The following is a 24,480-nucleotide window of genomic DNA, read 5'->3' on the forward strand; positions in this document are numbered from 1 at the left end:
GCAAACGGAACATTCCCATGAGCGTAACATACATTGATGCCATTCACGACGCCCAGAAAGACCTGCTGACGGAAGACAAGGACGTCTTCCTGTACGGGCAGGACATAGGCGTTTTCGGCGGCGCATTCAAGGCCACCAAGGGCCTGAAGGATCTGTTCCCGGACCGCGTGATAGACGCCCCCATCAGTGAGGACGCCATGGCGGGCATGGTCACCGGCGCGGCCGTCATGGGCAAAAAGCCCATCATGGAAGTCCAGTTTGCGGACTTCAGCACGATTGCTTTCAACCAGATTGTCAACATGGCCGCCACCCACTACTACCGTACGGGCATTCCGGCCAATATTACAGTGCGTCTCCCCTGCGGCGGAACGCCCGGCACGGGCCCCTTCCACAGCCAGAGCATGGAAGCCCTGTTCGCCCATTATCCCGGTCTGCATGTCATGACGCCGGCCACGGTGGCGGACGCCTACTGGATGCTTCGCCAGGCCGTGGAAATCCCTGATCCGGTCATCTTCCTGGAACACAAATTCCTGTACCGCTGGTTAAAGGCGGAAGACAACTACAAGGAAGCACCCGTCGTCCCCTTCGGCATGGCGCGCATCGCCCGCACCGGAAAACACGCCACAGTAGTGGCGTACAGCGCCATGGTGCATGAAGCCGTCCGTGCGGCGGACCTTCTGGCGCGGGAAAGCGGTTATGAAGTGGAAGTGGTGGACATGCGCACCGTGCGTCCGCTGGACATGGACACCGTCATCGCCTCCGTGGCGCGCACGGGCCGCGTGCTGGTAGTCGGGGAAGACTTTCCGTGGGGCGGAGTCACGGCGGAAATAGTCTCCCGCATCGTGGCGGAAGGCTTCCACCTGCTTGACGCGCCTCCCCAGCGGCTCAACGCCAAAGACACGCCCATCCCCCAGCATCCCAACCTGTGGAAAGCTCACCGTCCCACTCTGGAATCCATCGCCGCGTCCATCCGCCATCTTTTATCCATTTGATTCAACCCAGTTTCCAACCATGCCTAAAGTACCCATTCTCATGCCCCAGCTCGGGGACTCCATTGCGGAGGCCACCGTGCTCCGCCTGCTGGCGGCTCCGGGGGACACCGTAGAAGCCGACCAGGAAATCTTTGAGGTAGAGACCAACAAGGCCACGATGGGCGTCACCACCATGTGCGGCGGCATCCTCAGCGACATGTTCATCAAGGAGGGGGACTCCGTCGTGGTCGGCGCCTGCATGGCGATGATTGAGGCCACGGACGAGGAAATAGAACGTTCCGGGGCCACCCCGGCGGGGGAAGACAACCAGCCCTCCCTGCCCGCCAGCCCGGAATCCGTCCCCCATTCCTCCCCTGCCGCCCCCGCCGCGACGGACAAGCCTGCCGGTGTCCACTTCGGCATAACGGGAGACTCCTATCAGGAACACGACGCAGACCTGAAGGTACAGCCCAGCGTGCGCGGATTGCCCGTTCCCGCCGGCATGAAAGGCGCCCACTACATGTCCCCCCGCATGAAAGCCCGCATGGATGAACTCGGCATGAGGGCGTCCGACATAGCCTTCATCTCCGGTTCCGGATCCGGCGGCCGCGTCACCATTGATGATCTGGAGGAATTCCTGGAATACGTCAGCCAGTGGCCGCGCCGCAAGGCATCCTCCATGCGCCTGGCCGTGGCGGACGCCATGCGCCGCAGCTGGACGCGTCCTCTGGCCTCCGCCGGGCGTCCCGTGTTCATGGATCCCCTGATCAAACACAGGCAGCACTCCCCGCACCGGCCCGGCATCACCCTTTACTTTGCGCGCGCCCTGGCTCTGGCCCTGGCGGAAAACCCGGAATGCGCGGGCTATCTGGTGGGGGAAAACATCCTTTCCCCTCGCACCATTGACATCGGCATCGCCGTTCAGGTGGCGGACGGCGTCATGGTTCCCGTACTGCGCCGTGTGAATGAACGGACAATGGAAGAACTGCTGGAGGACTACAACCGCCTGATCGCCCAGGCGCGCCGCAGAAGGCTCGCCCCGGAAGACAGCACGGGAGGCATCGCCACTGTCACCAACTTCGGCGGCTTCGGCCTCACCTTCGCCGCTCCCATGCCCATGCCCAGCGAATCCATCATTCTGGGCGTAGGCGCCGTGACCAAAACACCGGTATGGAGTGATGAAGTGGAAGCGTTCATTCCCATTTCCAAGGCCAACATCGTGGCTACGGGGGATCACCGCGTGGTGGACGGCGCCGACATCGGCCGCGTGCTCAAGCGGGTGGCGGAACTGCTCCAGCGCCCGGAATACCTGTAGCTCCTCCCATACCTTCCGCCTGCTCAAGCCGCATGACCACCAATCCGCCTATTTTAGGTCTGGTAGCCGGTGACGGGGCCTATCCGGAATACATCGTCCGGGGAGCGCGCCGCCACACGCCGCACTTGCGCATCGTGGCCGTGGGCTTCAAGGGAGAAACCAACCCTGCGGTCATTCCCCTGTGCGATGAGTACCAGGAATTCAGCGTAGGGCAAATCAGCAAGCCCTTCTCCTTCCTGAAAAAACACGGGGTAAAAGACGTCATCATGGCGGGGGGCATCAACCCCAAAAACATCCTTTCCCTCCGGCCGGACCTGCGCGCCCTTTCCGTCCTGATGCGCATGCCGGAGAAAAACGCGGACTCCCTGCTGGGGGCAGTCATCACGGAAGCGGAAAAGGAAGGCTTCAACATCCTGCCTGCCTCCACATACATGGAGGAACACATGCCGCAGCCGGGCCACATCGCCGGCCCTAGGCCTACCCCGGAACAATGGAAAGACGCCGTCTTCGGCATGCAGACAGCCAAGGAAATCAGCCGCCTGCACATCGGCCAGTCCGTCATCGTACACCAAGGTACCGTCGTAGCCGTAGAGGCCATTGAAGGCACTAACAACTGCATCCGCCGCGGCGGCCAGCTTGCCGGGGGCAAACCCGCCACGCTGGCAAAAGTGGCACGCCAGGGGCACGACATGCGCTTCGACATCCCCACCGTAGGCCCCGCCACCATGGAAACATGCGCGGAATGCGGCATCCGCCAAGTTGCGCTTGAAGCGGGAAAAACCATCCTGCTGGAACGCGAGCGTGTGACGGAACTCTGCAAAAAACATAAAATCAGCCTCCACGCCATTTAGAACCATCCGTTCGTTCCAGCGTCCGGCACCTCAACCTTCCTCATGAACCAGCTCAAGGCAGGAGTCGCTCTCAATTTCGCCAGTACGGCCCTGCGCCTGGGAACGGCGTTCTTCATGACCCCCTACGTTCTCTCCTGCCTGGGAGCCGTGGAATACGGAACGTACACCCTGGTATCCTCCGTCATCATGTGGATGATTCTGGCGGACTTCGGCATCTCCGCCACCGTCTCACGCTACGTAGCGGAATTCCGCGCCAAAAAGGACCAAAAGAAGGAAGCCGTCTTCCTTAGCAACGTCATGCTGCTCAACATCATTTCCGGGTTGGTCATTTTCGTGGCCGGAATAATCGTCTATTGGAACATCCCGGTCCTTTTTCCCTCACTTCATGGAGAAAACCTGGAAAATTTCAAGGTCATGTACCTGATCTCCTTTTCGTATACGGTTCTCTACTTCCCATTCAAGGTATTTGCCGGCATTCCCTCCGGCCATCAGAAATTCATTGTGCCCGGGCTTATCAACATCACTTCCGCCATGCTGGCGGTGGCCGCTTCCGTCCTCTTCCTGTGGTGGGGATATAAGGCCATCACCCTGGTCATCATCAACGTGGCTTCCGGATTTGCCATTCTGGCAGGCTCCATCTTCTACTCCATCAAGGGGCTGGGCACCCGCATCCAGTGGAAAATCTCCCCGGAAATCCTGAAAGTCATCCTCACATACTCCTGCTGGATCTTCGTCGGAAGCATTGCAGACCTCCTTTACTGGAAAACGGGGAACATCATCATAGCGCACACGTCGGGTCCCATGGACGTGACTCTCTTCTCCCTGGGGATCAACTTCTCCAATTACTTCATCATCGTTTCCACTGCCGTGGCAGGCGTTTTCTTCCCAAAAATTGTTTCCATGGTTGCCCTGAACCAGACCAACCAGGCACTGACGAGGCTTATGGCGCGCGTCGGACGCCTCCAGCTCCTCTTCATAGGCCTGCTGATGATGGGCTTCATCTTTTTCGGCCAGCAATTCCTGACCCTGTGGGTGGGCAGAACTCTGGGTTCCCGCACTTATATCTGCTGGATCATCGGGTTGCTTGTGGTCATTCCCCTGAGCCTTCCCCTGGTCCAAAACCTGGGAATTCAAATCGTGCAGGCCAAAAATATGCACAATTACCGGGCCGGAATACTGCTGGTCATTGCCGTTTGCAACGTCATCGTGGGATACATGCTGTCCAAATCCTTCGGCGCACCGGGACTGGCGGCGGGAACGGCCCTCTCCCTGATCTGCGGACAGTGCATTGCCATGAATTACTTCTACCACAAAAAAGTGGGAATCAACATCAAGGTCTTCTTCTCCCGCCTCCTGAAAGGCAGTCTGCTGCCTGCCCTCATTCTATCCACAACCGGGGCCCTGCTCGCCTGGCTGATTCCTATGTCGTCCCTGATGCCGTTCTTTACAGGCATCTTTCTCTTTACGGCATGCTACATCCTCTGCGCGTGGCTTTTTTATATGAATGACTCGGAAAAATCACTCATCCTGAATACGTTCAGACGTTTTCGGAAAAATACCTGATCCCTTCATCCCGGATTGTCAGGACTTTGCCTTCCATGTGCGTATGAAGGCCTTCCACTTTCTCCATACTTTCCTCAACAACCGCATGAGAAAAGAAGGATTCCAACGCCTGGAAATGCGGTTCATCCACCGCCGCGCCGGCCCTCTCTCCAGGCCCTCCGCCCATTTTCGATAATCCGCCGGCATGTTTGCAGAATGGGAATAGGAAGGATTCTGGGCAATTGCCTTTTGAAAATCCACTCTCTCCAAATAAAGACGGCCGCCTGCCGCACGCAAGGCTTCACGCCCCTTCTCCGAATGCTCCAGCACCAGAGACACCCCGTCATCCCTGTCCAGCTCCGGGGCAACCCATTGCACGCCCCAAAAATCCCCGAGCGTAATATCGGCCTGCCGGGGCGTCTTGTGAAACATACATGCATAACATCCCGGCCTCAGGCAAATATCCATTAAAAATCCCCCCATGAAAGGGTCTCGCGTAAACGGAGCGGCATAACGTCTTCCTTCCTCAAACTCCAGGAGCAGACTGTAATTTTTCCATCCGGTATTCTTGTTTCTGAAATCCACTTTCCGCACGCGTGAACCATAATTGGCCTCCTGCCATTTGACGTAAGCCTCAAACAAATGGTCGGACGGTACTCCGTGGCAAATAATATCGACGGTCAGCAGGAGCTCATGCCGGGCGCCCAAAAAACTCAGCAACCCTCCAATCTGGCAGGGAACACCGGAAAACAGGACCGGAATACCGGCCTTCAAATCCTGTCGGACACTTTGATAAACGGTCCCTATATCACTTTGGCGGTATTTCGCCCCCCGCAGCCGGAAAAGCTGCCCGGCATCATCCACACGAACATGGCGTACGCGGAGCTCCTCCTCCATGGACGCCCCGTACACGGCTCCCCCCTTCTCCAAAACGGACATGGCCAAGGCACTGAACACGCCGCCGGAAGAACTGGCAAGCCTGACTTCATCATCCAGATTCCAGCCTCCGTATGCGGCAGGCTCATGATCCGCCCCGGTGGAGGAACAGCCGCGCATTTCCCCATTAAACACCGGACACACCTTGATGCACTTCCTGCACCCGATGCATGAAGACTCATCAATATGAGGATACCGGAAACCGCCGCCGTTCTCTCTCATCACGATAGAATGCGCAGGGCATGAATTCAGACAGGCCGAACAACCGGAACATGAAGGTACGGACTGTATTAAAAAATTCTGGCTCAAGGCCTTTCTCATAAAAGGTTCTAATGCTGAACAAAACAGAAACTGGCGGATTTGGAATTCGACGGCACGGATTTGGAATTCGACCTGCTTTTTTATAGAGACAATCAAGTTCCCTTTTCGGACGGTCCGGCTCTTGAGTTCCAAATAATCGGAAAATTCGCTGTTTCGGAAAAAAGACGTAATATTATGATGGAGAGTCAAGAATGATGGTTGTTGACCCCGCGTAATAAAAAGATGAAGAAAAATTCTCTTCCGCTTGCGTTGTGTAAATTTTCCTTCTGCTGGAACCAGGCGGGGTCCATGTCCGGAAAGGCGGAGTTCCAACAAATGAGTAGAGAATGATGCCAAATGCCTTTTCCTCAGAATTGTAGCTTGACTCCGAATTCCAAATCCGGTATGTCCCCGCTCCAGCCCCTTAATCGCCCTCTCATCATGTTTTTATGAATTCTCCACTGGCTCCAGACACACTGAACAAACTGGTTCCCCTGTGCAGCGGCTGCGGTGCATGCATGAACTCCTGCCCGAAAAATGCCATTAAACTCGTTCCGGATGCGGAAGGCTTCGTTCGCCCCAGGGTTCATTCAATGGACTGCACGGGCTGCAAAACATGTATCCGCATCTGCCCCGTGCTTCATGCGGAATCCCACCCTTCTCCGCAACAAAACCCCCTGGCCGTGTATGCGGGATGGAACAAGGACGAATCCATACGGCTTGCCAGTTCTTCCGGCGGTATATTCAGCGCGCTGGCCATATCCATCCTGAAAAAAGGAGGAACCGTATATGGAGCGGCCATGGGAGAGAACCTCCGCGTCCGGCACATCCGTATCACCACGCCGGAGGAACTCTCCACCCTGCGCGGCTCCAAATATATCCAGAGCGACACCGGATGGATATACCGCACCGTCAAAAAAGACTTGAAAGAGGGCCTTCCAGTACTCTTCTCCGGAACACCGTGCCAAATTGCCGCGCTTCACCAATATTTGAAGTGCGCCTACCCTCTGCTACTCTGTGTAGATATCATTTGCCACGGCGTCCCCTCTCCAAAGCTCTTCCAGGAATATATCCGCCTCCGGGAATCCGGAGAGGAAAACCGCAAAGTAACCTCTGTCCAATTCCGGGATAAGCGGGTGGGATGGAAATCATTCAGCATGGTGTGCCGGTTCGGCGATGGAAAAGCCGCCTACGCGGAAACTCTCCACCAGGACTTGTTCATGCAGGGATTCCTGGGCAACTTCTGTTTGAGGCCCTCGTGCTACGCATGCCCCGCCCACAAGGAGCGCAGGCATGCAGACATCACGCTGGGAGACTTCTGGGGAGTGGACCTGAATATGCCGGAACTGGACGACGACAAGGGAACATCAATTATCTTCATTCATTCTGCCAAGGGGGAAGCTGCCTGGAAGCAGATTCAGCCGACAGTTTCTTGCAAAGCCGTTCCCTATGAACTGGCCGTACGGTACAATCACGCCTACCACCAATCCATTCCGCATCATCCTGCGGAAAAGCTGTTCCATGATAACATCGGCACCGTTCCTTTGGAAACCCTCATTGCACGGTGCCATAAAAAAGGACAGCCTTCCTTGCTGCGCCGGATCGCCAGAAAAGTAAAACGCTCGACTAAAAAAATATGGGACCGCAGAATGCGCTGACCGGACGGGAATTTTCCCCTTCCAAACACAAAAGCCGCATCACGGCAGAGATTTACCTGCCGTGATGCGGACATGTTCCGCTATCGGATCATTCCGGTCAGCCGTCATGCCGGAAAACGGTTGAAAGACGGCTTCCGTGCCTGAAATGCGCGGAAAGGAACATGTAAAACAATTCTACTGTCCTCAGGCATCTCTGGCCGCATCCTTGGCGGCTTCAGCCTTGTCGCCCATCCGGTCAGCCGCATGCTGCACAGCATCCTTGCTGTCCTGGTAGGTATCCTTCACGGCATCCTTGCTTTTTTCGTAAGTGTCTTTTACTGCTTCCTTGCCTTGTTCCATCTTTTTGGCGGCGGCATCCTTGGCGGCTTCGGCACCCTTCTTCATATGTTCCTTGGCTTCAGCCATATCCTTGTCCCCCTTGTCTCCATTGGAGGAAGAGCCTCCACAGGCACCCTGGGCGAAAGCGACAACGGGAACCGCTGCCAGTACTGCTATTGCTGTATAAATGAGTTTTTTCATGATGTTGATCTATTTAGATTCAATCTAATAGACTACGCTTTCATGAGAAATCGTCAAAGGACGTGCGTCATTGTGCGTTCACGCCTTTGCCCCGGCGGCGAGGGAAACGGCTGTAGAAACACATTCACGGCAAGAGACTTGGCCCTTCTTTTTCAACTCCTTGCACCGGGAATAACCCAATCTGTCCACAAAACGCGCCACGATGTCTGCGCGGCATTCCTCCGGACTGCATTGAAGCGCACCGTACAAGGCTCCGCACAAGCCGTCCGGGGCCCTTCCTCCGCTGCATGCAGACAGGGACTCCACCAAATCCATGCGCTCCAAGGCGGCGCACACGGTCTGGGCGCAATTGTAACGGTAAGGTTCCGCACGGAACATGGACAGGGCCTTTTCCTCAATATTCATGGCCGGAACCGTAAGCCATGGAGCGGGAAGGGTCAAGTTCCTCCCCTATCTTCCCGTCAGCACGTACCACAGGAACAGGCTGTTGTGCTTCACGTACCTTTTAAACAGCCGACACGGCTCCCTGCAAATGCGGTACAGCCATTCCAGACTGTTCTTCTGCATCCACACCGGCGCACGCTTCACCGTGCCCGCATGAAAGGCAAAAGCCGCTCCCACGCCTGCATACACGGCGGGAGGAAGCAGGTCCTTCTGTTCCGCCATCCACCGTTCCTGCTTGGGACATCCCAGTCCCACCCAGACCACATTGGCTCCGCTGCTGGCAATGGCCTCCCTCATATCCTGCAAATCCTTCTCACTCCAGTAGCGGAACGGCGGAGAATAAACTCCGGCCAAACAAAAACCGGGGAACTTTTCCGCCAGCCTGGCCGCCAGGGTTTCCAGTGTCCTTTCGTCGCCCCCCAGCAGAAAATGTCTCAGGCCGGGATATTCGGCATTCGCCTTCACCACGGCTTCCATCAAATCCGGCCCGCTCACGCGTTCGGCGGTCTCCCCCCCCCCCGCACTCTGTTGAGCTTCCATACCACCGGCATGCCATCCGGACAAATCACATCCATCCTCTCCAAAACCGCGCCATACTCCGGTTCATGTACGCCGCGAGTTATCACGTGCACATCTGCGGCGGCTACCAGAAAAGGGGCTTCCCCGGCCAAGGCACGTTCCACCAGAACGGAGCACATCTCTCCAACGGAGCTTACGGCCACGGAAAAGCCGAACACGTCTCTGGTGCCGATATCCGGCGACGCGTCATTCCTGTTCTTGTCGGGAAAAGAGGTCATGTCGGCAGGGAAGGAAGAAATCATGGCAGGGACAGCCGCAGGCCATCATAGGCCGCCCCCACGTTCTCCGGCAGCCTGCCGGACAAAATACGGTAATCCATGTTATGGGAAAGGTGCGTCAGAAAAGCCTGTCCGGGTTCGATGGCCCTGATGGCGGCCAAGGACTCGTCCAGGCACATGTGAGTGGGATGAAGGTCATAGCGCAAGCCGTCGATAATCAGAAGATCCGCCCCCGTCATGCGCTCCAGGGAGGCCTCCGGAATACTCTTGACATCAGGCATGTACACCAGCCGCCTGCCTCCGGACTCCAACACGTAGGCATAAGTCTCCACTCCGGCATGCATAACGGGAAGAGGCGTCACCAGAACGCCGCCCACGTGGAAGGGTTCCGTCGTCTCGTGGGGTTCCGGCCGCACGTAGCCGGTTCTGGCCTTTCCGGACTCAAACGCCCAGCCGTACATGGTCCTCAAAGTCTTCATGGTTTCCGGGGAGGCGTACATGGGCAATCCTCCCGCTCTGCGCCAGCAGAAGGCTCGCAAATCGTCAAACCCGCCTATGTGATCCACATGGGCATGCGTGTACAGCACGGCATCCAGATCGGTAATATTTTCCCTCAGGGCCTGCTGACGCAGATCGGGAGAGGAATCCAGCAGGATACGGATGCCGGACGCCTCCACGTAAATGGAAGAACGCAATCGCTTGTTTCTGGGGTCCGGGGAGGTGCAGACCGCACAGGAGCAACCTATCTGGGGAACCCCGGTAGACGTGCCCGTGCCCAAAAAGAGAATGTTCATCACGGATGTCATGGTTGCGTTTAGAGCTGATTATGCCATAATGCATTCAAAATCCAAAGCCCGAATGCTTACTTTGCTGAAAATCAGGAACCTGGCTCTCGTGGACCAGCTGCTGTGGGAACCCAGCTCCGGCTTCATCTGCATCACGGGGGAAACGGGAGCGGGCAAATCCGTCATCATCGGCGCCATTCGTCTGGCGCTGGGCGAACGTGCGGACAAAACGCTCATCCGTTCCGGAGAACAGCAATGCAGCGTGGAAGCCGTGTTTCATCTCCCGAACTCATCCCCTGTGCACGCCATCCTGAACGAACACGGGGTGCCCCCCTGTGAAGACGGCAACCTCATCATCAAGCGCATCATCTCCCCCACCGCCAACCGCCAGTTCCTGAACGACAGCCCCTGCACGCTGAACCTTCTGCGGGAGGCGGGCGCCTGCCTGGTGGACATGCACGGCCCCAATGACCATCGTTCCCTGACCTCCCATGACAGGCAGCTCTCCCTGCTGGACGCCTTCGGTGAACACGCCCGGCTGACGCAGGCCTACGCGGACTCCTGGAGACAATGGCAGGACGCGCGCAGGGCGTATGACGACCTGGAGCACGCAGAAGCCGCCGCCGACCGGGAAATAGAACTGCTGCGCCACCAGGTGGACGAGATAGACGCCGCCGGATTCACCCTGGAGGAAGTGCTCACTCTGGAGGAACGCTGGCAGCGCGCCCGCAACGGAACAAGGCTCCAGGAGCTGGTATCCAGAATGCTCTCCATGCTGGAGGAAACGGACGGTCCCGGACTCGGCTCCCAGTTGCGGGAACTCTCCCGTGCCTCCCACGACCTGGAACGCATGGACTCTTCCACCGCCGCATGGCTGGCTCCGCTGAAGGGAGTGACACTGGAACTCAAGGAAATTGAAAGCCGCCTGGCGGACTACTCCGCGGAACTGGACTGCGATCCCCAGGAGCTGTTCCGGCTTGAAGAACGCATCAACCTGCTGGAATCCCTGAAAATGAAATATGGGCATTCCTTTGAAGACATCGCCGCACGACGGGAGGAAGCCGTACGCAGGCTGGACCGCATCGAGCACCGGACGGAACGCCTGGAAGAACTGCGGGCCGCCATTGCCCAGCTGCGCAAGCAACTGGACGCCGCCGGACAGGCCCTGACGAAAGCACGCCAGGCCGCCGCGCCGCGTCTGGCGGAATCTATCGTCAAACATTCACGGGAACTGGGCTTCCGTCAGGCCGTATTTGAAATATCTCTGACTCCGCTCCAGGACCCCGGCTCACAGGGGATGGAAACGGTGGAATTCCTCTTCGGCCCCAACCCGGGAGAACCCTCCAAGCCCCTGCGGCTCATTGCATCCGGCGGGGAGCTGGCCCGCATCATGCTGGCGATCAAGAGCGCCCTGGCCCACAAGGACTCCACGCCGCTGCTGGTGTTTGATGAAATAGACGCCAACGTGGGCGGGGAAGTGGCCCGGTCCGTGGGCTTTAAAATGCAGCAACTGGGCGCCAGGCATCAGGTCATCTCCATCACGCACTTTCCGCAGGTGGCCGCCCTGGCCTCCCACCACTATCTGGTCCAGAAAGCCTCCGCGGGCAACCGCACCATCTCCTGCCTGCGGGAAGTGGACCAGGAAGAAAGAATAGATGAACTGGCCCGCATGCTGGGTGGCGGAGGCGATCACGCACGCACGCTGGCCCAGGCTCTTCTGCAAAACTCCTGACATTCTTTTTCAGCCCCTTCTCCATCAAGGCAAAGCCCCTGTTCTGCAACGTCTCACGGCCTTATTTCTCCAGATAGGGCTTAAATGTGCGCAGCCTCAGGGAATTGAACACCACGCACAGGGAACTCAGGCTCATGGCCGCCGCAGCTATCATCGGATTCAGCGTAATGCCGAAAGCAGGGTACAGGGCTCCGGCGGCCAGAGGAATGCCGATCGTATTGTAGAAAAATGCCCAGAACAAATTCTGCCTGATAATGTGGAGCGTGGCGCGCCCCAATTGCAGGGCCTCCGCCACGCCGCGCGGATGACTCTTCATCAGCACGATGTCGGAAGACTCCATCGCCAGGTCCGTCCCGGACTTCAGGGAAATGCCCACCTGGGCGCATGCCAGGGCGGGCGCGTCGTTCACGCCGTCTCCGACCATAGCCACCCTGGCCCCCGCCTTCTCCATCTTCATGATGTGGGAGGCCTTTTCATCCGGCAGCACGTCGGAAACCACTTCGTCAATATGCAGTTCTTCCGCCATATGCCGCGCCGTAGCGGCATTGTCCCCCGTCAGCATCACCACGCGCATCTGCATTCTCTTCAAATTGTCCACGGCGGAAAGGCTGTCCGGCTTCAGGGAATCCGCCACCATGACCGCCCCGGCGGGGCGTCCTTCGCGTCCCACGTAAAGGGGAGAAGCGCCCTGCCTCATGAACTCCCTGAACCGCCCCTGTTCCTCCTCCCATGAAATCCCTTTCTCCTGCATGAACGCCAGGTTGCCGATGACATACGGTACTCCGTCCACCGTCCCCGCAATCCCGCGGCCGGGCACGATGGACAGGTCCGACACAGGCCGCACGGGCAGCTCCAGCATTCTGGCGTGTTCATAAATGGCCTTTCCGACCGGATGCTCCGATCCCTGTTCCAGGGCGGCCGCCGCTTCCATCAGTTCACTCGCATTCATGCCGTGCTCCGGCAGAACAGCCACCACGCGCGGCTCCCCGACGGTCAGGGTTCCTGTTTTGTCAAACACCACGGTATCCACACGGCTCAAGGCCTCCAAAGCGCTGGCGGACTTGCACAGAATGCCCAGGCGCGCGCCCCTGCCTGTACCCACCATAATCGCGATGGGGGTGGCCAGACCGAGAACGCAGGGGCAGGAAATCACCAGCACGGCAATCGCCCTGGCAAGAGCAAAGGAAAAGCCCTCCCCGGCAGCCAGCCAGATGCCAAACGCCGCAAGAGCAATGGCAATCACCGCGGGCACGAAGAAATAACACACCCGGTCCGCCAGCCGCGCAATGGGAGCCTTGGACTGGCCGGCCTGCTCCACCAGGCGGATCATGCGGGCCAGCGTAGAATCCCCGCCCACCCGTTCGGCGCGGACCTTGAGATATCCGGCGCGGTTGAACGTACCGCTGATCACCCTGTCTCCGGCGCTCTTATCCACGGGTAAACTTTCGCCCGTCAGATCGGACTCGTCCAGAGCGGCCTGTCCTTCCGTAATCACGCCGTCCACCGGAACCCTCTGGCCGGTCTTCACCACAATCAGGTCATCCACTTGGAGTTCATTCAGGGGCACGGCCCGTTCCTCCCCTTCATGCCAGACCAGGGCTTCCTGGGGAATCAAATTCACCAGACCCTTCACGGCGGCATTCGTCTTCCGGTAGGAACGGCGCTCCAAATACTTTCCCAGGGAAATCAGGGTGACGATCATGGCGGAGGACTCAAAATACAGCTCCATGGTATCCACTCTGCCGCCTTGCAGCATCCTGCCGCACAGCAGGAACAGGCCATACAGGAAGGCGGACCCGGAACCGATGGCAATCAGGGAATCCATATTGGGAGACAGGAAGGCCAGCTGACGCACGCCATTGACCAGGTAATGCCTGTTCAGCCACAGAATCAGGGATGCCAGAATGCACTGCCCCCACAAATTCGCCCAGATCCCCCACTCTCCGGAAGGCGCCGGCCAGCTCCACATGGGCCCCATGGACAAATACATCAGGGGCAGCAGCAGCAAGACGGACCACACAAGCCGGGCGCCTCCGGCATCTTCTGCCTTTTCTTCTTCATCCTTGCCGGAAGGTGTTCCGTCCACCCAGTCCGCCAACTGGAATCCGGCTTTTTCCACCACCTCCGCCATGCGGCCCCTGGCGGGAGAACCATGCTCCCGGAAAACGACGGTCATGCGGCCTGTCAGCAAATTCAACTCCACACTCTCCACCCCCTGCAACTCTCCCACGGCCCGTTCTACTTTGGCGGCACAGCCGGCGCAATGCATGCCGGAAACCAGATAATTCTTTTCTTCCATGGTCGTTAAAAGTGATTGTTTCCTTATTCAGACAAACTGAAACTCCTTATTGTTAGCCAATCCTAACACATGCCATGAAATTCTCAACACTCTTCCGCGTAAATGAACTTTTATGGCAAAAGATGACAAACCGCCTTACCTATGACCGTAAAAGATAAAACAACCGTCATTCACATCATATGAAAACCGCCTTCTTTCTCCGGTCCCTGGCCTGCGCCGCAATTCTGGCCGTTCCCGCCCATGCCCAGCTCTACTCGCTTCACGGGGACGGCGTCAAAAAAGCCGACAGAGTCGTGGAAAAGGCGGATTATTCCGGCTATGAACTCGTCTGGAATGACGAATTTGACAAGGACGGCCGCCCCGATCCCGCCAAATGGAACTATGAAAAGGGATTCGTCCGCAACAAGGAAGCCCAGTGGTACCAGCCGGAAAACGCCTATTGCAAGGACGGCATGCTGATCATTGAAGGCAGGAAGGAGAAGCGCCCCAACCCCCGCTACAATCCGGAAGGAAAAGACTGGCGCACCACCCAGAAGAATGCGGAATATACATCAGCCTCATTGACGACACAGGGCAAATTCTCCTGGCAGTACGGACGTTTTGAGATCCGCGCCAGATTCAGCCCTCGGGAAGGCATGTGGCCTGCGTTCTGGACACTGGGGGTCAGGGAAGGATGGCCCAGGTGCGGGGAAATAGACATCATGGAATACTACCAGTCCACGTATCTGGCCAACCTCTGCTGGGGATCCGCCAAAAAACACGTTGGCAAATGGAGTTCTACCTACACGCCTCTGAAATGGTTGCGGGAAAAAGACCCTCAGTGGGATTCCCGCTTCCATGTCTTCCGCATGGACTGGGATGAAAAAGAAGTGCGCCTGTACGCAGACGACATCCTGCTGAACAAGACCTCCCTGGACAATACAATCAACGCCGTTTACAAGGAAATCGCCAATCCCTTTCGGCAACCTCATTTCATCATCCTGAACCTGGCCCTGGGCGCCACCGGAGGCGATCTGAACAAACTTCCCCTGCCCCAGAAATACGAAATAGACTACGTCCGCATTTACCAGAAAAAGGATTCCCCCCACAAGGGGACTATCCCGTACCAGCCGGAAAAGAAACCGGAAGCCCGGATAGAATGATGGCCGGGAAGAACACGGTCCCGGAATTTCTCCCTTCAGGAACGTTACCACACTGCCAGGAGGCGTGAAAATCTTTTAAAATACCCGGCAGGCAGTCTCTATTCCGCAGCTTTCCCCTTGAGAACCAGGAGAATGTGTTCTGCCATGAGGGCGTGCCCCTCCGCGTTGGGGTGTACGCCGTCCACCAGCAGGCCCTCCTTGTCCTTCATGACCTTGTTGAGGTCGATCACTCTGGAGTTGGTGCTTTTGGCCACTTGCCGGATAAGCGGAATGACTTCACTGGAAATGCGCTCCCTGCTGATGCCGCCTTCCCGGGCCTCCTGGGACGGAATGGGCAACAGGCAATACACCTTCAACCTGGGATTCTCTTTCCTGAACTCCGCGATCACCTCCTTGTAATTATCCGCAAAATCAGCCTTGTGTTTCCAATTCACTTCCTTGCTGTCATTGGTCCCCAGGCCGATCAGCAACATGCCGGGTTTGAATGCCAGAGCGTCACGGTAAGCCTTTTCCCGTGTGATGGGCCGGTCGCCCTTGAAAAGCAAGCAGCGGGCGGACACGCCAAAATTTCCGACTTCCGCCTTCTTGCCCAAAGCTTTAGCCACACGCGACACCCAGCAATCCTCCTTCCTGACCAGCATTCCGGCGGTAATGCTGTCCCCCAGGCACGCAATCCGGACCGGAGACGCGCCATACGCCGGAATCAGCGCGTACCACATGCAAATCCCTAATAAAATGATCAACTTTTTCATGGCCGGAAATCTGTGATGAAAATGGTGTAACGCAAGCAGGGACGGATGTAAAGGAATCGGGCCGCCCGGCTTCTGGTCTTTCCGGCGTTTTGCCGCAGACATAAAAAAACCCTTCCCGGTGGCAATCGACCGGAAAGGGCGTAGTAGGAAAAAAGAACGCTTAGTTCACGCGGCCCAGGTAGGAACCGTCTTCCGTCTTCACGGAAATCTTTTCGCCGGGCTTGATGAACAGGGGAACCTGCACAACCAAGCCGGTGGTCATGGTGGCGGACTTGTAAACGTTGTTGGCGCTGTCACCCTTGATCCCTTCCGGGGCTTCCGCCACTTCCATCGTGATGGAGGCGGGCAGTTCCACGGAAACGACCGTTTCATCAGTGAAAAGCAGAATGTAAATATTGCCTTCCATCAGGTAATCCTTCACGGGCTCCACGATGTCCGGAGACACGGTGATATCCTCATACGTATCGGGATTCATGAAATGGTAGCCCATGCCGTCAATATAGCTGAACTCATACTCCTCACGGGCAAGGTTCACGCCTTCCAGTGATTCATTGGAAGTCAGGCGAAGGTTGTACACTTTTTTGGTGGAAATGCTGCGGATGCTCATTTGCACATAGGAAGCCATGCGGGGGGGGCACTTGTGCTCCATGCTGACTACAACGCAAACGTCATTGTTATGATTAACCGCGTGTCCCTTGCGAAGATTGATTACGGGTACTTTTGCCATGCGGCCCGTAACATACCATGTTTTCCCTCTCCGTCAAGCTGAAAAAAACCCGTCAACCCCTTGATCCGCTTGGCTGAAACGCTCTTCCATCATGACGGAAAAACCGCCCCCGGCCATGCGTTTCTAACGGCTGAGATCCTGCTGGAAAAGCACTTTGATGCCGGAGGAATTCAAAACCGTGCGTCCGAAATTCATGTCATCCACATGCAAGGCTATCAGGGACACCCCGGCAACGCGCGGCAGGAGGGGATACACGAAATTGACGTTCATCTCCGCTGAATACAGAACATCCAAACACCTCTTGAGGTCCGCGGGACCGTGGCGCAGAGCCGCCACCAGGACGTCGGAATCCGTATAGCAGATGCCCTTCTCCAGAAAAATCTCGGAAGTCCGTTCCGGATCGCTCACCACCAGCCGGGCGATTGTCGCTTCATGGCAGTCATGCATGCTGAACCCCAGACAGAAAATACCGTGCATGTCCAGCAGGCCCAAAAGGGCGGACAAGGCCCCCACCCGGTTCTGGAGCATCACGGAAAACTGCTTGACCGTACTGCCGGGCGGTTGAATGGCTTCATCCTGCATGACTGCGAAAAAACGGGTTGGAACTCTCTTTACTTCACGTACGTCTTGAGCACGCGCCTGATGATGGCGAGCGCCTGCTGAACCTCTTCTTCACTGACGTTCAGAGGGGGCAGAAGGCGCACCGTTTCCGGTCCGGCGGGAACGGAAAGCAAACCTTCCTGCCGCAGGGACTCCACAACGACGGAGGCAATCGTCTTGCCTTCCGGCGCGTCCACCATTTCCGGATTCAGGCCGATGCCCAGCAGCAGCCCCAATCCGCGCACCCCCTGCACCACGGGCAGATTCCAGGACTCTATCTCCGCACGGATTTCCGTACCCAGCCGGTGGGCGCGTTCCGGCAGCCCTTCGGAAACGACTTCCCGGAGAACGGCCAGGCTGACCGTGGCGGCAAGAGGATTGCCGCCGTAAGTGGAACCGTGGGAGCCGGGGTCCATGATGGAGGAAAGCTCCGTGCCGCTCTCGTCAATGGCGCGGTCGGAAATCCAGAAGCCGCCGATCGGGAAGCCGCCGCCCAGGGCTTTTGCCCAGGAAACGCCGTCCGGCTCCACGTCCGGGGCCACAGCGCGCCATCCCATGATATTGCCGCAGCGTCCAAAGCCGCACTGGACTTCGTCAATCAGTAAAAGAAGGTCATGCTTCCTGCATAGCTCAGCCAGCCCGCGCAGGAACTCCGGCGTCACGGAATTGACGCCGCCCTCGCCCTGAACGGGTTCCAATAGGAACGCGACCGTTTCCGGGCTGATGGCTTCGCGCGCCGTCTCCAAATCATTGAAGGGCAGGTGCCGGAACCCCGGCAACATCGGATCAAAGCCGATCTTGATCTTGTCCTGCCCCGTGGCGGACATGCTGCCCAAGGTTCTGCCGTGGAAGGACTTGTTGAACGTAAGCACCTCAAAGCGCGGTTTGCCGTCCGGCTGGGGGCGCCGGTGGCCGTAGCGGCGCGCCACCTTGATCAGCCCGTCATTGGACTCCGCCCCGCTGTTGGAGAAAAACACCTTTCCCGGACGCTCCACGCACTTGGTCACGATGAACTCCGCCAGATCCGCCTGCTGGGGAATCTGGTACAGGTTGGAACAGTGCACCAGCGTGGCGGCCTGCTTCTGCAGGGCCTGTGTGACAGCGGGATGACAATGCCCCAGCACGCAGGTGGCGATGCCGGCGCAGAAATCCAGATAGCACTTGCCCGTGCTGTCCCACAGACGGGCGCCTTCTCCGCGAACGGCTGCCATGGGATAGCGGCCATAAGTGTGAAGTACGTACTGGTTGAATTTCTCTTCTGTATTCATGGAGGTGAGGTTGAATAATGCCTCTGTAGTTTGCGCTTCTGGCCCCGTCTGTAAATGATTTTTTTAGGACCCACGTCATGATTTGCACATTTTATCCGGAACGGAAGTCATATCTCTGTTCAGGGCAGGATTTGATTTTTCTTTTCTTTTATCTGTACCGTATCAAAATAAATCCATCAACAGCATCAGTCCACTATGGCACATTTTCTTAATCCCAAGGGATTCCTGGAGGAATTCAAGGCTTTCGCGCTGAAAGGCAATGTTATTGACCTGGCCGTGGCCGTCGTCATCGGCGGCGCGTTCAACAAAATCGTCTCCGTATTCGTTTCCAGCATCATCACGCCCATCATCGGCTACCTCACGTCCGGCGTGAACCTTGCGTTCCTGACCCTTAAGCTGGGAGACGTGGAACTCCGGTATGGAGAACTGCTCCAGGCTACCATTGACTTCCTGATCATCGCCTTCTCCATCTTCCTCGCCATCAAACTGATCGGCGCCATGCACCGCAAGCAGGCGGAAACGGCCGCCGCGCCCGCACCCAAGCCGGATGACGTCGTCCTGCTGGAACAAATCCGCGACATTCTCCAGAAACAGGCGGAAACCAAATAGGCATTCCGCCGCCCGTGCCGGCTCTTGACGGAACCGGCGCCTTTTTCCCCTTTACTTGTCCGCTCCATGGCGGGAAAGTGGAGGCATGACTCTCCTGTTGCGTGTCCTGGCTTGTGCCCTGCTGCTTGTTCCGTCCCAGCTTCCGGCGGCGGATGCGCAGAGCTTTATATCGGAAAAGCCCTACCCTGTGGCAAACATCCGGGAGCCGGAACAGCACCTGCCCGTCAACAACGTCATCCTGATGATCGGGGACGGCATGGGCATCCACCACCTTTCCGCGGCGTGGGCCGCCAACCGGGGACGCCTGTTCATTGAAAACTGCCCGGTGACGGGTATTGCGAAAACCTGGTGCCGGGACAAGCTGGTCACGGACTCGGCCGCGGCGGGAACCGCCATGGCGACGGGGACCAAGACACTTTACAAAAGGGTGGCCACATGTCCGGAGGGCAACAAGCTGGACTCCCTGATCGACAAGGCGAAAGACATGGAAAAATCAACGGGCGTGGTCGTCACCTGCGAACTGAATGACGCCACCCCGGCAGCCTTCTGCGCCAATAATGAAAAAAGATCCGACTCCTACGGCATCATCGGCGACTATCCACGCTCCCGTGCGGACTTCATCTTTGGCGGCGGAAGCAAATATTTTACCCAGAGGCCGGACGGGAGGGACATCTTCAAGGAAATGGGGGCCCTGGGCTATAAAATCGCCCGTTCCTGGGAGGAAGCCGCCGCCCTGCCGCCGGGAAAAACGCTCGCCGTCGTAGCTCCGGGGAACCTGCCCCCTCCCGGCAAAAGGGGCGCCGTACTCCGCCAGGCCACGCTGAAAGCCCTGGAAACCCTCTCCCGCAACCCCAGGGGATTCTTCCTGATGGTGGAAGGCTCCAACATCGACAAGGCGGCCCACCATGGCAAACTGGCGGAAATGATGGAGGAAATCTTCGACTTTGACCGGACGGCGGGAGCAGTGCTGGAATGGGCGGCGCGTCATCCCGGCACGCTGGTGGTCATCACGGCGGACCACAACACCGGCGCTTTCTCCCTTTCCGGGGGCAATCTGGAAAAAGGGGAAATCACGGCCCTGTTCTCTTCCGGCAACCATGACGGAGTGGCCGTTCCCGTTTACGCTTTCGGCTCCGGAAGCGGCGCCTTCACCGGCATCTATGAAAACACGGACATTTTCCGCAAAATCATGGCGGCCATGAAAGGGGAGGAAAACAAGGCTGTTCCCGTCAAAAAAGACTCTTGAGCAGTCTGCCTTCTTCCTGCTGCCCGCTATGCTTCGCCCTTCCGCGGCGGCGCATCCATGTGCCGCGCCACCAGGCCGGCTCCGGCCGTAGCCAGGCCGCCTATCAGGAATACGGCCTGCGGACCGCCCGTGCTCATCCAGATCAGGCCGCCCAAAACGCCGTAGGAAATGGAGGCCACATGGTTGATGGCCAGCCCCGTGTAAATACTGGGCGTAATATCCTCCGGCCTCTCGCAAATGCGGGCCACATACGTGCTGCGGGCCATGCCGAGCGCAAACAACAGGTTATCCAGAACGAAACAGGCGGTCACTACCGCCACGGCCCAGTGCGAAGGCAGCAGCCCGGGGGCAAACGCGTAAGCCAGGCACAGCAGGGACAGTGCAATGCTGTCGAAAATCGTGACATTCCTCTCCCCGAACCTCTTGATGCTCCACCCGATCAAAGGCTGCGTTCCCAGACCGGCCACCCCGGCAATCAGCAGGGTCTTCCCGATATGCTCCGGAGACTGCCCCAGCGTACTGACCATCAGCCAGAACCCGAATGTAAGATACAGCTGCTTGCGGATGCCGTGCAAAATCTCCAGCCCGTAATAAACGGTGTACCTGCGCTTGAAAACAAAACATTCCCGCCACCCGCGGCGCTTGGGAAACACGGGCGTCTTCACCCGGCTCAGAAGGACGGCAGCCAGCAGGCACACGCCGCCCATGATGAAAAAATCCACGGCAAAGGACTGGTTGAACTTCCACTTGATCCAGACGCACAAAGCCCCCAGCAGAGAAGCCGCCGTGCCGAGCGCCTTCATCTGCCCCAGCCTCAGGCTGCGGTTTTCGGGCCGCGCCGTATGAATCACGATGGTATCGATCATCCCCATCAGAACGTGCTGGCCCAGGCTCACCGTCAGAATCCACGCGGACAAAACCCACAGCCCGGTTCCGGGACCGCACAGGGCCAGCGCATACATGCCGCCGAACATCAGCAGGCAGGCCACTCCGGCCATGCGCACCTCATTGAACATGAAAAGCATGCCGACCACAAACAGGGAAAGGATGCCGGGCAGCTCCCGCGGCAGTTCGATAAACCCGCGCATCTCCACGTCCAGATGCTGGGCGTCCCGCAGGAAATTGCTGAACACCAGATCATACACGCCGCTCCCGAACTGCCCCAGGAACAGGGCCAGCAGCACAAACACCATCGTCTTTCTGATGCGGGGGGAAGCGGCATCACTCATAGCGGCAGGATACTCTCACAGGCCGAAAACAGGAGCAACCGCTATTTTTCAGGGATCAATGGTATCCATTCCCGGCTCCGCAAACATCATCCCGTTCCTTCGCCCGGAAATTCATATTACTATTCCCTTCCAGGCAACTCACCGGTCTTCACATCTTCCGGTCCGTGCGAACCTTCGCCCCTGCCAGTCTTTCCCTCCTCCGGCGGAAGAACGGTTTCCGGCTCCACCGCCTCCTCGCTGTCGCTGAGCGCGGAAGGAGCAGGCATTCTGACCACCCAAAATCCAGTCCCGTTCTCCCGGTCAATGCGTCCCAAATCAATTTCAAACACGCCCTCTTCCTCCATATCCCGGCAAAGAACCGACTCGTTCCATGCCTTGGAAAACCATCTTACACGTTCGGATGGCAGAGCTCTTACGCTATGCCCCGTCACCGGGACAAAAGGACGCGCCACCTTGAAAAATTCCCTGCTGTCCTTCATGGTAGGGAGAAAAAAGAAGTGGTCCACAGAGCCGCTCCCATCCAGAGAGAATACCTTCCCGGTAATATTGACGGGACGCACGACAATATCATCCTTCCCGGATACAGGGGAATCTTCCTCTACGGCCGCTGCCGCATGCGGTTCTTCATCTTCCCGCCCATAAACAGCGAGAGGCCACGCCGGGAAAAAGAAGCCGGCCGCCGTCAGGATACGCAGGACATGTCGCGATACATTCATCCAAGGATTTCCTGATTTAACCACAAACATGGCTCCTGACAAGTTCCAATCACACAGCCACACCTGCCGGCGCTGCTTTCCCGGTACATTCCAAATGTTTTTTCAGGAAAAACACGGAACACGTTGAAAAACTCTCTCATCATTCCGGCTCCTCGCTGTCGGGTTCCCGATCTTCTCCCCCCTTCCATGGCCCTCCCGTCTCCGGATCCACTCCCCTGGATTTCATATACTTATTAAATTTGTTTTCCAAACTGTCATCCGGCTCCCACTTTCTCGGCTCCCTCTTCTCCGGTCCCAGCGCGTGCATCTTCTTCAACTCACGGTCTATCCTCTGCGCTACCGGCAGCATGTCCCTCCGCAGGTCCTCCGCGATCACGCACGCCGCCGTCGTCCCCCTCACAAAGAAAATGGCGCCGTACCTCCCCTCGCGCGTCGCCCTCCCGAATTTGTCCAGCGTTCCCTTCAGGTACAGCGCGTAGTCCCCAACCAGGCTGTCGGACACGTTCGTCCGGCCCGCCACCACCACAGGATCCGGCTCCACAGGAGGATCTTCCTCCTTTTCCCCCATCGCCTTGCGCCGCGCCTTTTCTTCCAGTTGAGCCTGCCACAGACGCATGCGCGCCAATCCCTCCAGCGCATACGCGCGCGTCCCGCACTGCGCCACCGCCACATACACCGCGCTCCGGTCCTCATCGCTCAACAGGCACCGGCGCGCAATAGACGCCTCCGCCTTCCATTTCTCCAATACATAAAGTACCCCGCATTTTTCCAACCAGGCCTGGCAACAGTGGGTCAGCCGTTGCGGGTGCGGACCGGATTCCTCCGTCTGACGGTACCCGGAGGCATCCGGAAAGTGCAATTTTTCAGCCACCACCTTCCAGCTCTTCTCAAAGGACGGAATCACGCCTCTGTCGGGCGCCTGCGGCGGCGGAGGAGGATTCCCGTAACTGATCGTCCGACGATTATGGTCGTATTTCAGCTTTTTAGCCCTGGGCAGCAGGGACAGGATTTCCCGCTCCGCCTCCACCGCTTTTGATTTTCCCACTTGTATGTTGACGAATTCCCGCAAAATTGGCACCAGATCGTCCTGCCGGATCGTCGGAGATTCGTATTCCAGCGGCCAGTCGAAGCAGTAAGCGCCTCCCAGATCTTGTGTCACAACGGAGACATTTCCTTTCACGAAAGAGCGCAAGAGACGGGTCTTCTTCTGCTTGTCCACATAATAAATCCACATCTCATCATTCTGTTCATGCAGCTCCATGTTATTCCGCGAAGGAATCCCATACATGGATATCCCGATCCACACGGCATGAACGCGCGGCAATATCCTCCCACTGCCATAGCCGAAACTAAAAGCATGAACAATATGGCCGTTCCTGTCCATCACCAGCCACGAACTTAAATTAAGAAACTCGCCACTGAAGGAGAATACATAATATTTTCCTATCTTCAGATTATTTTTCAGGTCCAGTTTCTCCGGCAAAGGTTCCTGAAGGTCCATGTGGGCGCCCATCAGAGAGTCATACATGATGCCGAGAAGCTCCCGGGGTGTTTCCGGTTTTTGATCCGGAGGCCCTATGGTCATCCAGTCGCACCATTCTGACATCGACTTCTTCTCCACCGGGAACTGTTCCATTCCGTCAACGAAATACATGCCCACCCCGGCATGCAAGGGAACCGCCGTCCCGAACAATAAAAATGCCATCAATAATCTTTTCATATCAGTTAATCAATCGGTGTTCCGTATCTCCGTCAGAAATATACCATCGGTCATGGTCATCCACTATTCCTTCATTCCGTTGGTCAATGAATTCATCCAGGGTCACAGTTCCTGCTTTAGACGTTCCCAATGGAGGCCTCGGCTCATTCCCTTTTCTTTTATAAGGGGTACCGTCGTAAACTTTTCCTTCATAGATCCCGACCTCGTGGCCCCAGTCATGCTTGCGCAGGATGTCCTGCGCCACGGCTTCTCCATCCGTCACCATGTTCTGCATCGATCGGAACAAAGCCGCAGCTTCCACGCAAATGAGAAACATTTTTTT

At 57.4% G+C, this 24,480-nt stretch carries 24 protein-coding genes; 9 read left to right on the forward strand and 15 right to left on the reverse strand.

Annotated features, from left to right (window positions below; translation table 11 throughout):
- Window positions 1-17 precede the first annotated feature (17 nt).
- From V3C19_RS12290 to V3C19_RS12305, 4 genes are read left to right on the forward strand one after another with little or no spacing between them, the layout of a single operon-like run.
- The gene (locus V3C19_RS12290; protein ID WP_130084201.1) at window positions 18-992 is read left to right on the forward strand and encodes a transketolase C-terminal domain-containing protein; all 975 of its coding nucleotides are present in this window, start codon (window positions 18-20) and stop codon (window positions 990-992) included.
- 19 nt (window positions 993-1,011) lie between these two features.
- On the forward strand, window positions 1,012-2,286 hold the full coding sequence (locus V3C19_RS12295; protein WP_130084200.1) for a 2-oxo acid dehydrogenase subunit E2: 1,275 nt from the start codon (window positions 1,012-1,014) through the stop codon (window positions 2,284-2,286).
- A 32-nt stretch (window positions 2,287-2,318) separates the two neighbouring features.
- Complete coding sequence (gene lpxI / locus V3C19_RS12300) at window positions 2,319-3,137, forward strand: UDP-2,3-diacylglucosamine diphosphatase LpxI (RefSeq protein ID WP_295933548.1); 819 nt, start codon at window positions 2,319-2,321, stop codon at window positions 3,135-3,137.
- A gap of 42 nt (window positions 3,138-3,179) precedes the next feature.
- A complete protein-coding gene (locus tag V3C19_RS12305; protein ID WP_295933546.1) occupies window positions 3,180-4,700 on the forward strand; it encodes an oligosaccharide flippase family protein in 1,521 nt (506 codons plus the stop codon).
- An 18-nt stretch (window positions 4,701-4,718) separates the two neighbouring features.
- Here the strand turns inward: V3C19_RS12305 and V3C19_RS12310 are convergent, their stop codons facing one another.
- Entirely contained in the window at window positions 4,719-5,837 is a 1,119-nt protein-coding gene (locus V3C19_RS12310) for a Coenzyme F420 hydrogenase/dehydrogenase, beta subunit C-terminal domain (protein ID WP_330937192.1), read from the reverse strand.
- Window positions 5,838-6,364: 527 nt separating this feature from the next.
- Here V3C19_RS12310 and V3C19_RS12315 point away from each other — a divergent pair.
- Window positions 6,365-7,573: a Coenzyme F420 hydrogenase/dehydrogenase, beta subunit C-terminal domain gene (locus V3C19_RS12315; protein WP_295933538.1), complete on the forward strand. Its 1,209-nt coding sequence runs from the start codon at window positions 6,365-6,367 to the stop codon at window positions 7,571-7,573.
- 183 nt (window positions 7,574-7,756) lie between these two features.
- Here V3C19_RS12315 and V3C19_RS12320 read toward each other — a convergent pair whose 3' ends face one another.
- The 5 genes from V3C19_RS12320 to V3C19_RS12340 form a co-directional block, all read right to left on the reverse strand.
- Entirely contained in the window at window positions 7,757-8,092 is a 336-nt protein-coding gene (locus tag V3C19_RS12320; protein WP_295933535.1) for a hypothetical protein, read from the reverse strand.
- 78 nt (window positions 8,093-8,170) lie between these two features.
- Window positions 8,171-8,497, reverse strand: a complete 327-nt coding sequence (locus V3C19_RS12325) for a hypothetical protein (RefSeq protein WP_295933531.1) — start codon at window positions 8,495-8,497, stop codon at window positions 8,171-8,173.
- Between the two features lie 45 nt (window positions 8,498-8,542).
- Entirely contained in the window at window positions 8,543-9,076 is a 534-nt protein-coding gene (locus V3C19_RS12330) for a WecB/TagA/CpsF family glycosyltransferase (protein ID WP_330937111.1), read from the reverse strand.
- Window positions 9,028-9,333, reverse strand: coding sequence for a hypothetical protein (locus tag V3C19_RS12335; RefSeq protein ID WP_161984341.1), 306 nt, complete (start codon window positions 9,331-9,333; stop codon window positions 9,028-9,030). Before V3C19_RS12335 ends, V3C19_RS12330 begins: the two co-directional genes overlap by 49 nt.
- Before the next feature lie 20 nt (window positions 9,334-9,353).
- Entirely contained in the window at window positions 9,354-10,127 is a 774-nt protein-coding gene (locus tag V3C19_RS12340) for an MBL fold metallo-hydrolase (protein ID WP_161981372.1), read from the reverse strand.
- A gap of 64 nt (window positions 10,128-10,191) precedes the next feature.
- On the opposite strand from V3C19_RS12340, the gene recN reads away from it, so the two are divergent.
- A complete protein-coding gene (recN, locus tag V3C19_RS12345) occupies window positions 10,192-11,850 on the forward strand; it encodes a DNA repair protein RecN (protein WP_130084193.1) in 1,659 nt (552 codons plus the stop codon).
- A 61-nt stretch (window positions 11,851-11,911) separates the two neighbouring features.
- Here recN and V3C19_RS12350 read toward each other — a convergent pair whose 3' ends face one another.
- Window positions 11,912-14,149 carry a heavy metal translocating P-type ATPase gene (locus V3C19_RS12350; RefSeq protein WP_295934656.1) on the reverse strand — a complete coding sequence of 746 codons (2,238 nt, stop codon included), beginning with the start codon at window positions 14,147-14,149 and terminating at the stop codon, window positions 11,912-11,914.
- A gap of 179 nt (window positions 14,150-14,328) precedes the next feature.
- Between V3C19_RS12350 and V3C19_RS12355 the strand changes: the two genes are divergently transcribed.
- Window positions 14,329-15,291, forward strand: coding sequence for a glycoside hydrolase family 16 protein (locus V3C19_RS12355; protein WP_130084191.1), 963 nt, complete (start codon window positions 14,329-14,331; stop codon window positions 15,289-15,291).
- A gap of 98 nt (window positions 15,292-15,389) precedes the next feature.
- Here V3C19_RS12355 and V3C19_RS12360 read toward each other — a convergent pair whose 3' ends face one another.
- From V3C19_RS12360 to V3C19_RS12375, 4 genes are all read right to left on the reverse strand, one after another.
- Window positions 15,390-16,043, reverse strand: a complete 654-nt coding sequence (locus V3C19_RS12360; RefSeq protein WP_161981371.1) for a GDSL-type esterase/lipase family protein — start codon at window positions 16,041-16,043, stop codon at window positions 15,390-15,392.
- A 160-nt stretch (window positions 16,044-16,203) separates the two neighbouring features.
- On the reverse strand, window positions 16,204-16,770 hold the full coding sequence (efp, locus tag V3C19_RS12365; RefSeq protein ID WP_067569176.1) for an elongation factor P: 567 nt from the start codon (window positions 16,768-16,770) through the stop codon (window positions 16,204-16,206).
- 123 nt (window positions 16,771-16,893) lie between these two features.
- Window positions 16,894-17,352, reverse strand: coding sequence for a hypothetical protein (locus V3C19_RS12370; protein WP_067569173.1), 459 nt, complete (start codon window positions 17,350-17,352; stop codon window positions 16,894-16,896).
- A gap of 29 nt (window positions 17,353-17,381) precedes the next feature.
- On the reverse strand, window positions 17,382-18,638 hold the full coding sequence (locus V3C19_RS12375; protein WP_130084189.1) for an acetylornithine transaminase: 1,257 nt from the start codon (window positions 18,636-18,638) through the stop codon (window positions 17,382-17,384).
- 195 nt (window positions 18,639-18,833) lie between these two features.
- Between V3C19_RS12375 and mscL the strand changes: the two genes are divergently transcribed.
- A complete protein-coding gene (gene mscL, locus V3C19_RS12380; protein ID WP_130084188.1) occupies window positions 18,834-19,247 on the forward strand; it encodes a large conductance mechanosensitive channel protein MscL in 414 nt (137 codons plus the stop codon).
- An 85-nt stretch (window positions 19,248-19,332) separates the two neighbouring features.
- Window positions 19,333-20,493: an alkaline phosphatase gene (locus tag V3C19_RS12385; protein WP_295876321.1), complete on the forward strand. Its 1,161-nt coding sequence runs from the start codon at window positions 19,333-19,335 to the stop codon at window positions 20,491-20,493.
- A 26-nt stretch (window positions 20,494-20,519) separates the two neighbouring features.
- Here the strand turns inward: V3C19_RS12385 and V3C19_RS12390 are convergent, their stop codons facing one another.
- From V3C19_RS12390 to V3C19_RS12405, 4 genes are all read right to left on the reverse strand, one after another.
- Window positions 20,520-21,722 carry an MFS transporter gene (locus V3C19_RS12390; protein WP_295934659.1) on the reverse strand — a complete coding sequence of 401 codons (1,203 nt, stop codon included), beginning with the start codon at window positions 21,720-21,722 and terminating at the stop codon, window positions 20,520-20,522.
- Between the two features lie 119 nt (window positions 21,723-21,841).
- On the reverse strand, window positions 21,842-22,438 hold the full coding sequence (locus V3C19_RS12395; RefSeq protein WP_130084185.1) for a hypothetical protein: 597 nt from the start codon (window positions 22,436-22,438) through the stop codon (window positions 21,842-21,844).
- A gap of 139 nt (window positions 22,439-22,577) precedes the next feature.
- Window positions 22,578-24,158, reverse strand: coding sequence for a hypothetical protein (locus V3C19_RS12400; RefSeq protein ID WP_295934662.1), 1,581 nt, complete (start codon window positions 24,156-24,158; stop codon window positions 22,578-22,580).
- Window position 24,159: 1 nt separating this feature from the next.
- Complete coding sequence (locus V3C19_RS12405; RefSeq protein WP_302389273.1) at window positions 24,160-24,474, reverse strand: hypothetical protein; 315 nt, start codon at window positions 24,472-24,474, stop codon at window positions 24,160-24,162.
- Between the last annotated feature and the right edge of the window lie 6 nt (window positions 24,475-24,480).

Origin of the sequence: Akkermansia sp. AE01SA01 (assembly GCF_036417395.1) — a bacterium.
Lineage (GTDB): Bacteria > Verrucomicrobiota > Verrucomicrobiia > Verrucomicrobiales > Akkermansiaceae > Akkermansia.

Coding starts and splice junctions, on each gene's coding strand:
- V3C19_RS12290 (WP_130084201.1), top strand. CDS start 18: ATGAGCGTAACATACATTGATGCCATTCACGACGCCCAGAAAGACCTG.
- V3C19_RS12295 (WP_130084200.1), top strand. CDS start 1,012: ATGCCTAAAGTACCCATTCTCATGCCCCAGCTCGGGGACTCCATTGCG.
- lpxI (WP_295933548.1), top strand. CDS start 2,319: ATGACCACCAATCCGCCTATTTTAGGTCTGGTAGCCGGTGACGGGGCC.
- V3C19_RS12305 (WP_295933546.1), top strand. CDS start 3,180: ATGAACCAGCTCAAGGCAGGAGTCGCTCTCAATTTCGCCAGTACGGCC.
- V3C19_RS12310 (WP_330937192.1), bottom strand. CDS start 5,837: ATGAGAGAGAACGGCGGCGGTTTCCGGTATCCTCATATTGATGAGTCT.
- V3C19_RS12315 (WP_295933538.1), top strand. CDS start 6,365: ATGAATTCTCCACTGGCTCCAGACACACTGAACAAACTGGTTCCCCTG.
- V3C19_RS12320 (WP_295933535.1), bottom strand. CDS start 8,092: ATGAAAAAACTCATTTATACAGCAATAGCAGTACTGGCAGCGGTTCCC.
- V3C19_RS12325 (WP_295933531.1), bottom strand. CDS start 8,497: ATGAATATTGAGGAAAAGGCCCTGTCCATGTTCCGTGCGGAACCTTAC.
- V3C19_RS12330 (WP_330937111.1), bottom strand. CDS start 9,076: ATGGAAGCTCAACAGAGTGCGGGGGGGGGGGAGACCGCCGAACGCGTG.
- V3C19_RS12335 (WP_161984341.1), bottom strand. CDS start 9,333: ATGACCTCTTTTCCCGACAAGAACAGGAATGACGCGTCGCCGGATATC.
- V3C19_RS12340 (WP_161981372.1), bottom strand. CDS start 10,127: ATGAACATTCTCTTTTTGGGCACGGGCACGTCTACCGGGGTTCCCCAG.
- recN (WP_130084193.1), top strand. CDS start 10,192: ATGCTTACTTTGCTGAAAATCAGGAACCTGGCTCTCGTGGACCAGCTG.
- V3C19_RS12350 (WP_295934656.1), bottom strand. CDS start 14,149: ATGGAAGAAAAGAATTATCTGGTTTCCGGCATGCATTGCGCCGGCTGT.
- V3C19_RS12355 (WP_130084191.1), top strand. CDS start 14,329: ATGAAAACCGCCTTCTTTCTCCGGTCCCTGGCCTGCGCCGCAATTCTG.
- V3C19_RS12360 (WP_161981371.1), bottom strand. CDS start 16,043: ATGAAAAAGTTGATCATTTTATTAGGGATTTGCATGTGGTACGCGCTG.
- efp (WP_067569176.1), bottom strand. CDS start 16,770: ATGGCAAAAGTACCCGTAATCAATCTTCGCAAGGGACACGCGGTTAAT.
- V3C19_RS12370 (WP_067569173.1), bottom strand. CDS start 17,352: ATGCAGGATGAAGCCATTCAACCGCCCGGCAGTACGGTCAAGCAGTTT.
- V3C19_RS12375 (WP_130084189.1), bottom strand. CDS start 18,638: ATGAATACAGAAGAGAAATTCAACCAGTACGTACTTCACACTTATGGC.
- mscL (WP_130084188.1), top strand. CDS start 18,834: ATGGCACATTTTCTTAATCCCAAGGGATTCCTGGAGGAATTCAAGGCT.
- V3C19_RS12385 (WP_295876321.1), top strand. CDS start 19,333: ATGACTCTCCTGTTGCGTGTCCTGGCTTGTGCCCTGCTGCTTGTTCCG.
- V3C19_RS12390 (WP_295934659.1), bottom strand. CDS start 21,722: ATGAGTGATGCCGCTTCCCCCCGCATCAGAAAGACGATGGTGTTTGTG.
- V3C19_RS12395 (WP_130084185.1), bottom strand. CDS start 22,438: ATGAATGTATCGCGACATGTCCTGCGTATCCTGACGGCGGCCGGCTTC.
- V3C19_RS12400 (WP_295934662.1), bottom strand. CDS start 24,158: ATGAAAAGATTATTGATGGCATTTTTATTGTTCGGGACGGCGGTTCCC.
- V3C19_RS12405 (WP_302389273.1), bottom strand. CDS start 24,474: ATGTTTCTCATTTGCGTGGAAGCTGCGGCTTTGTTCCGATCGATGCAG.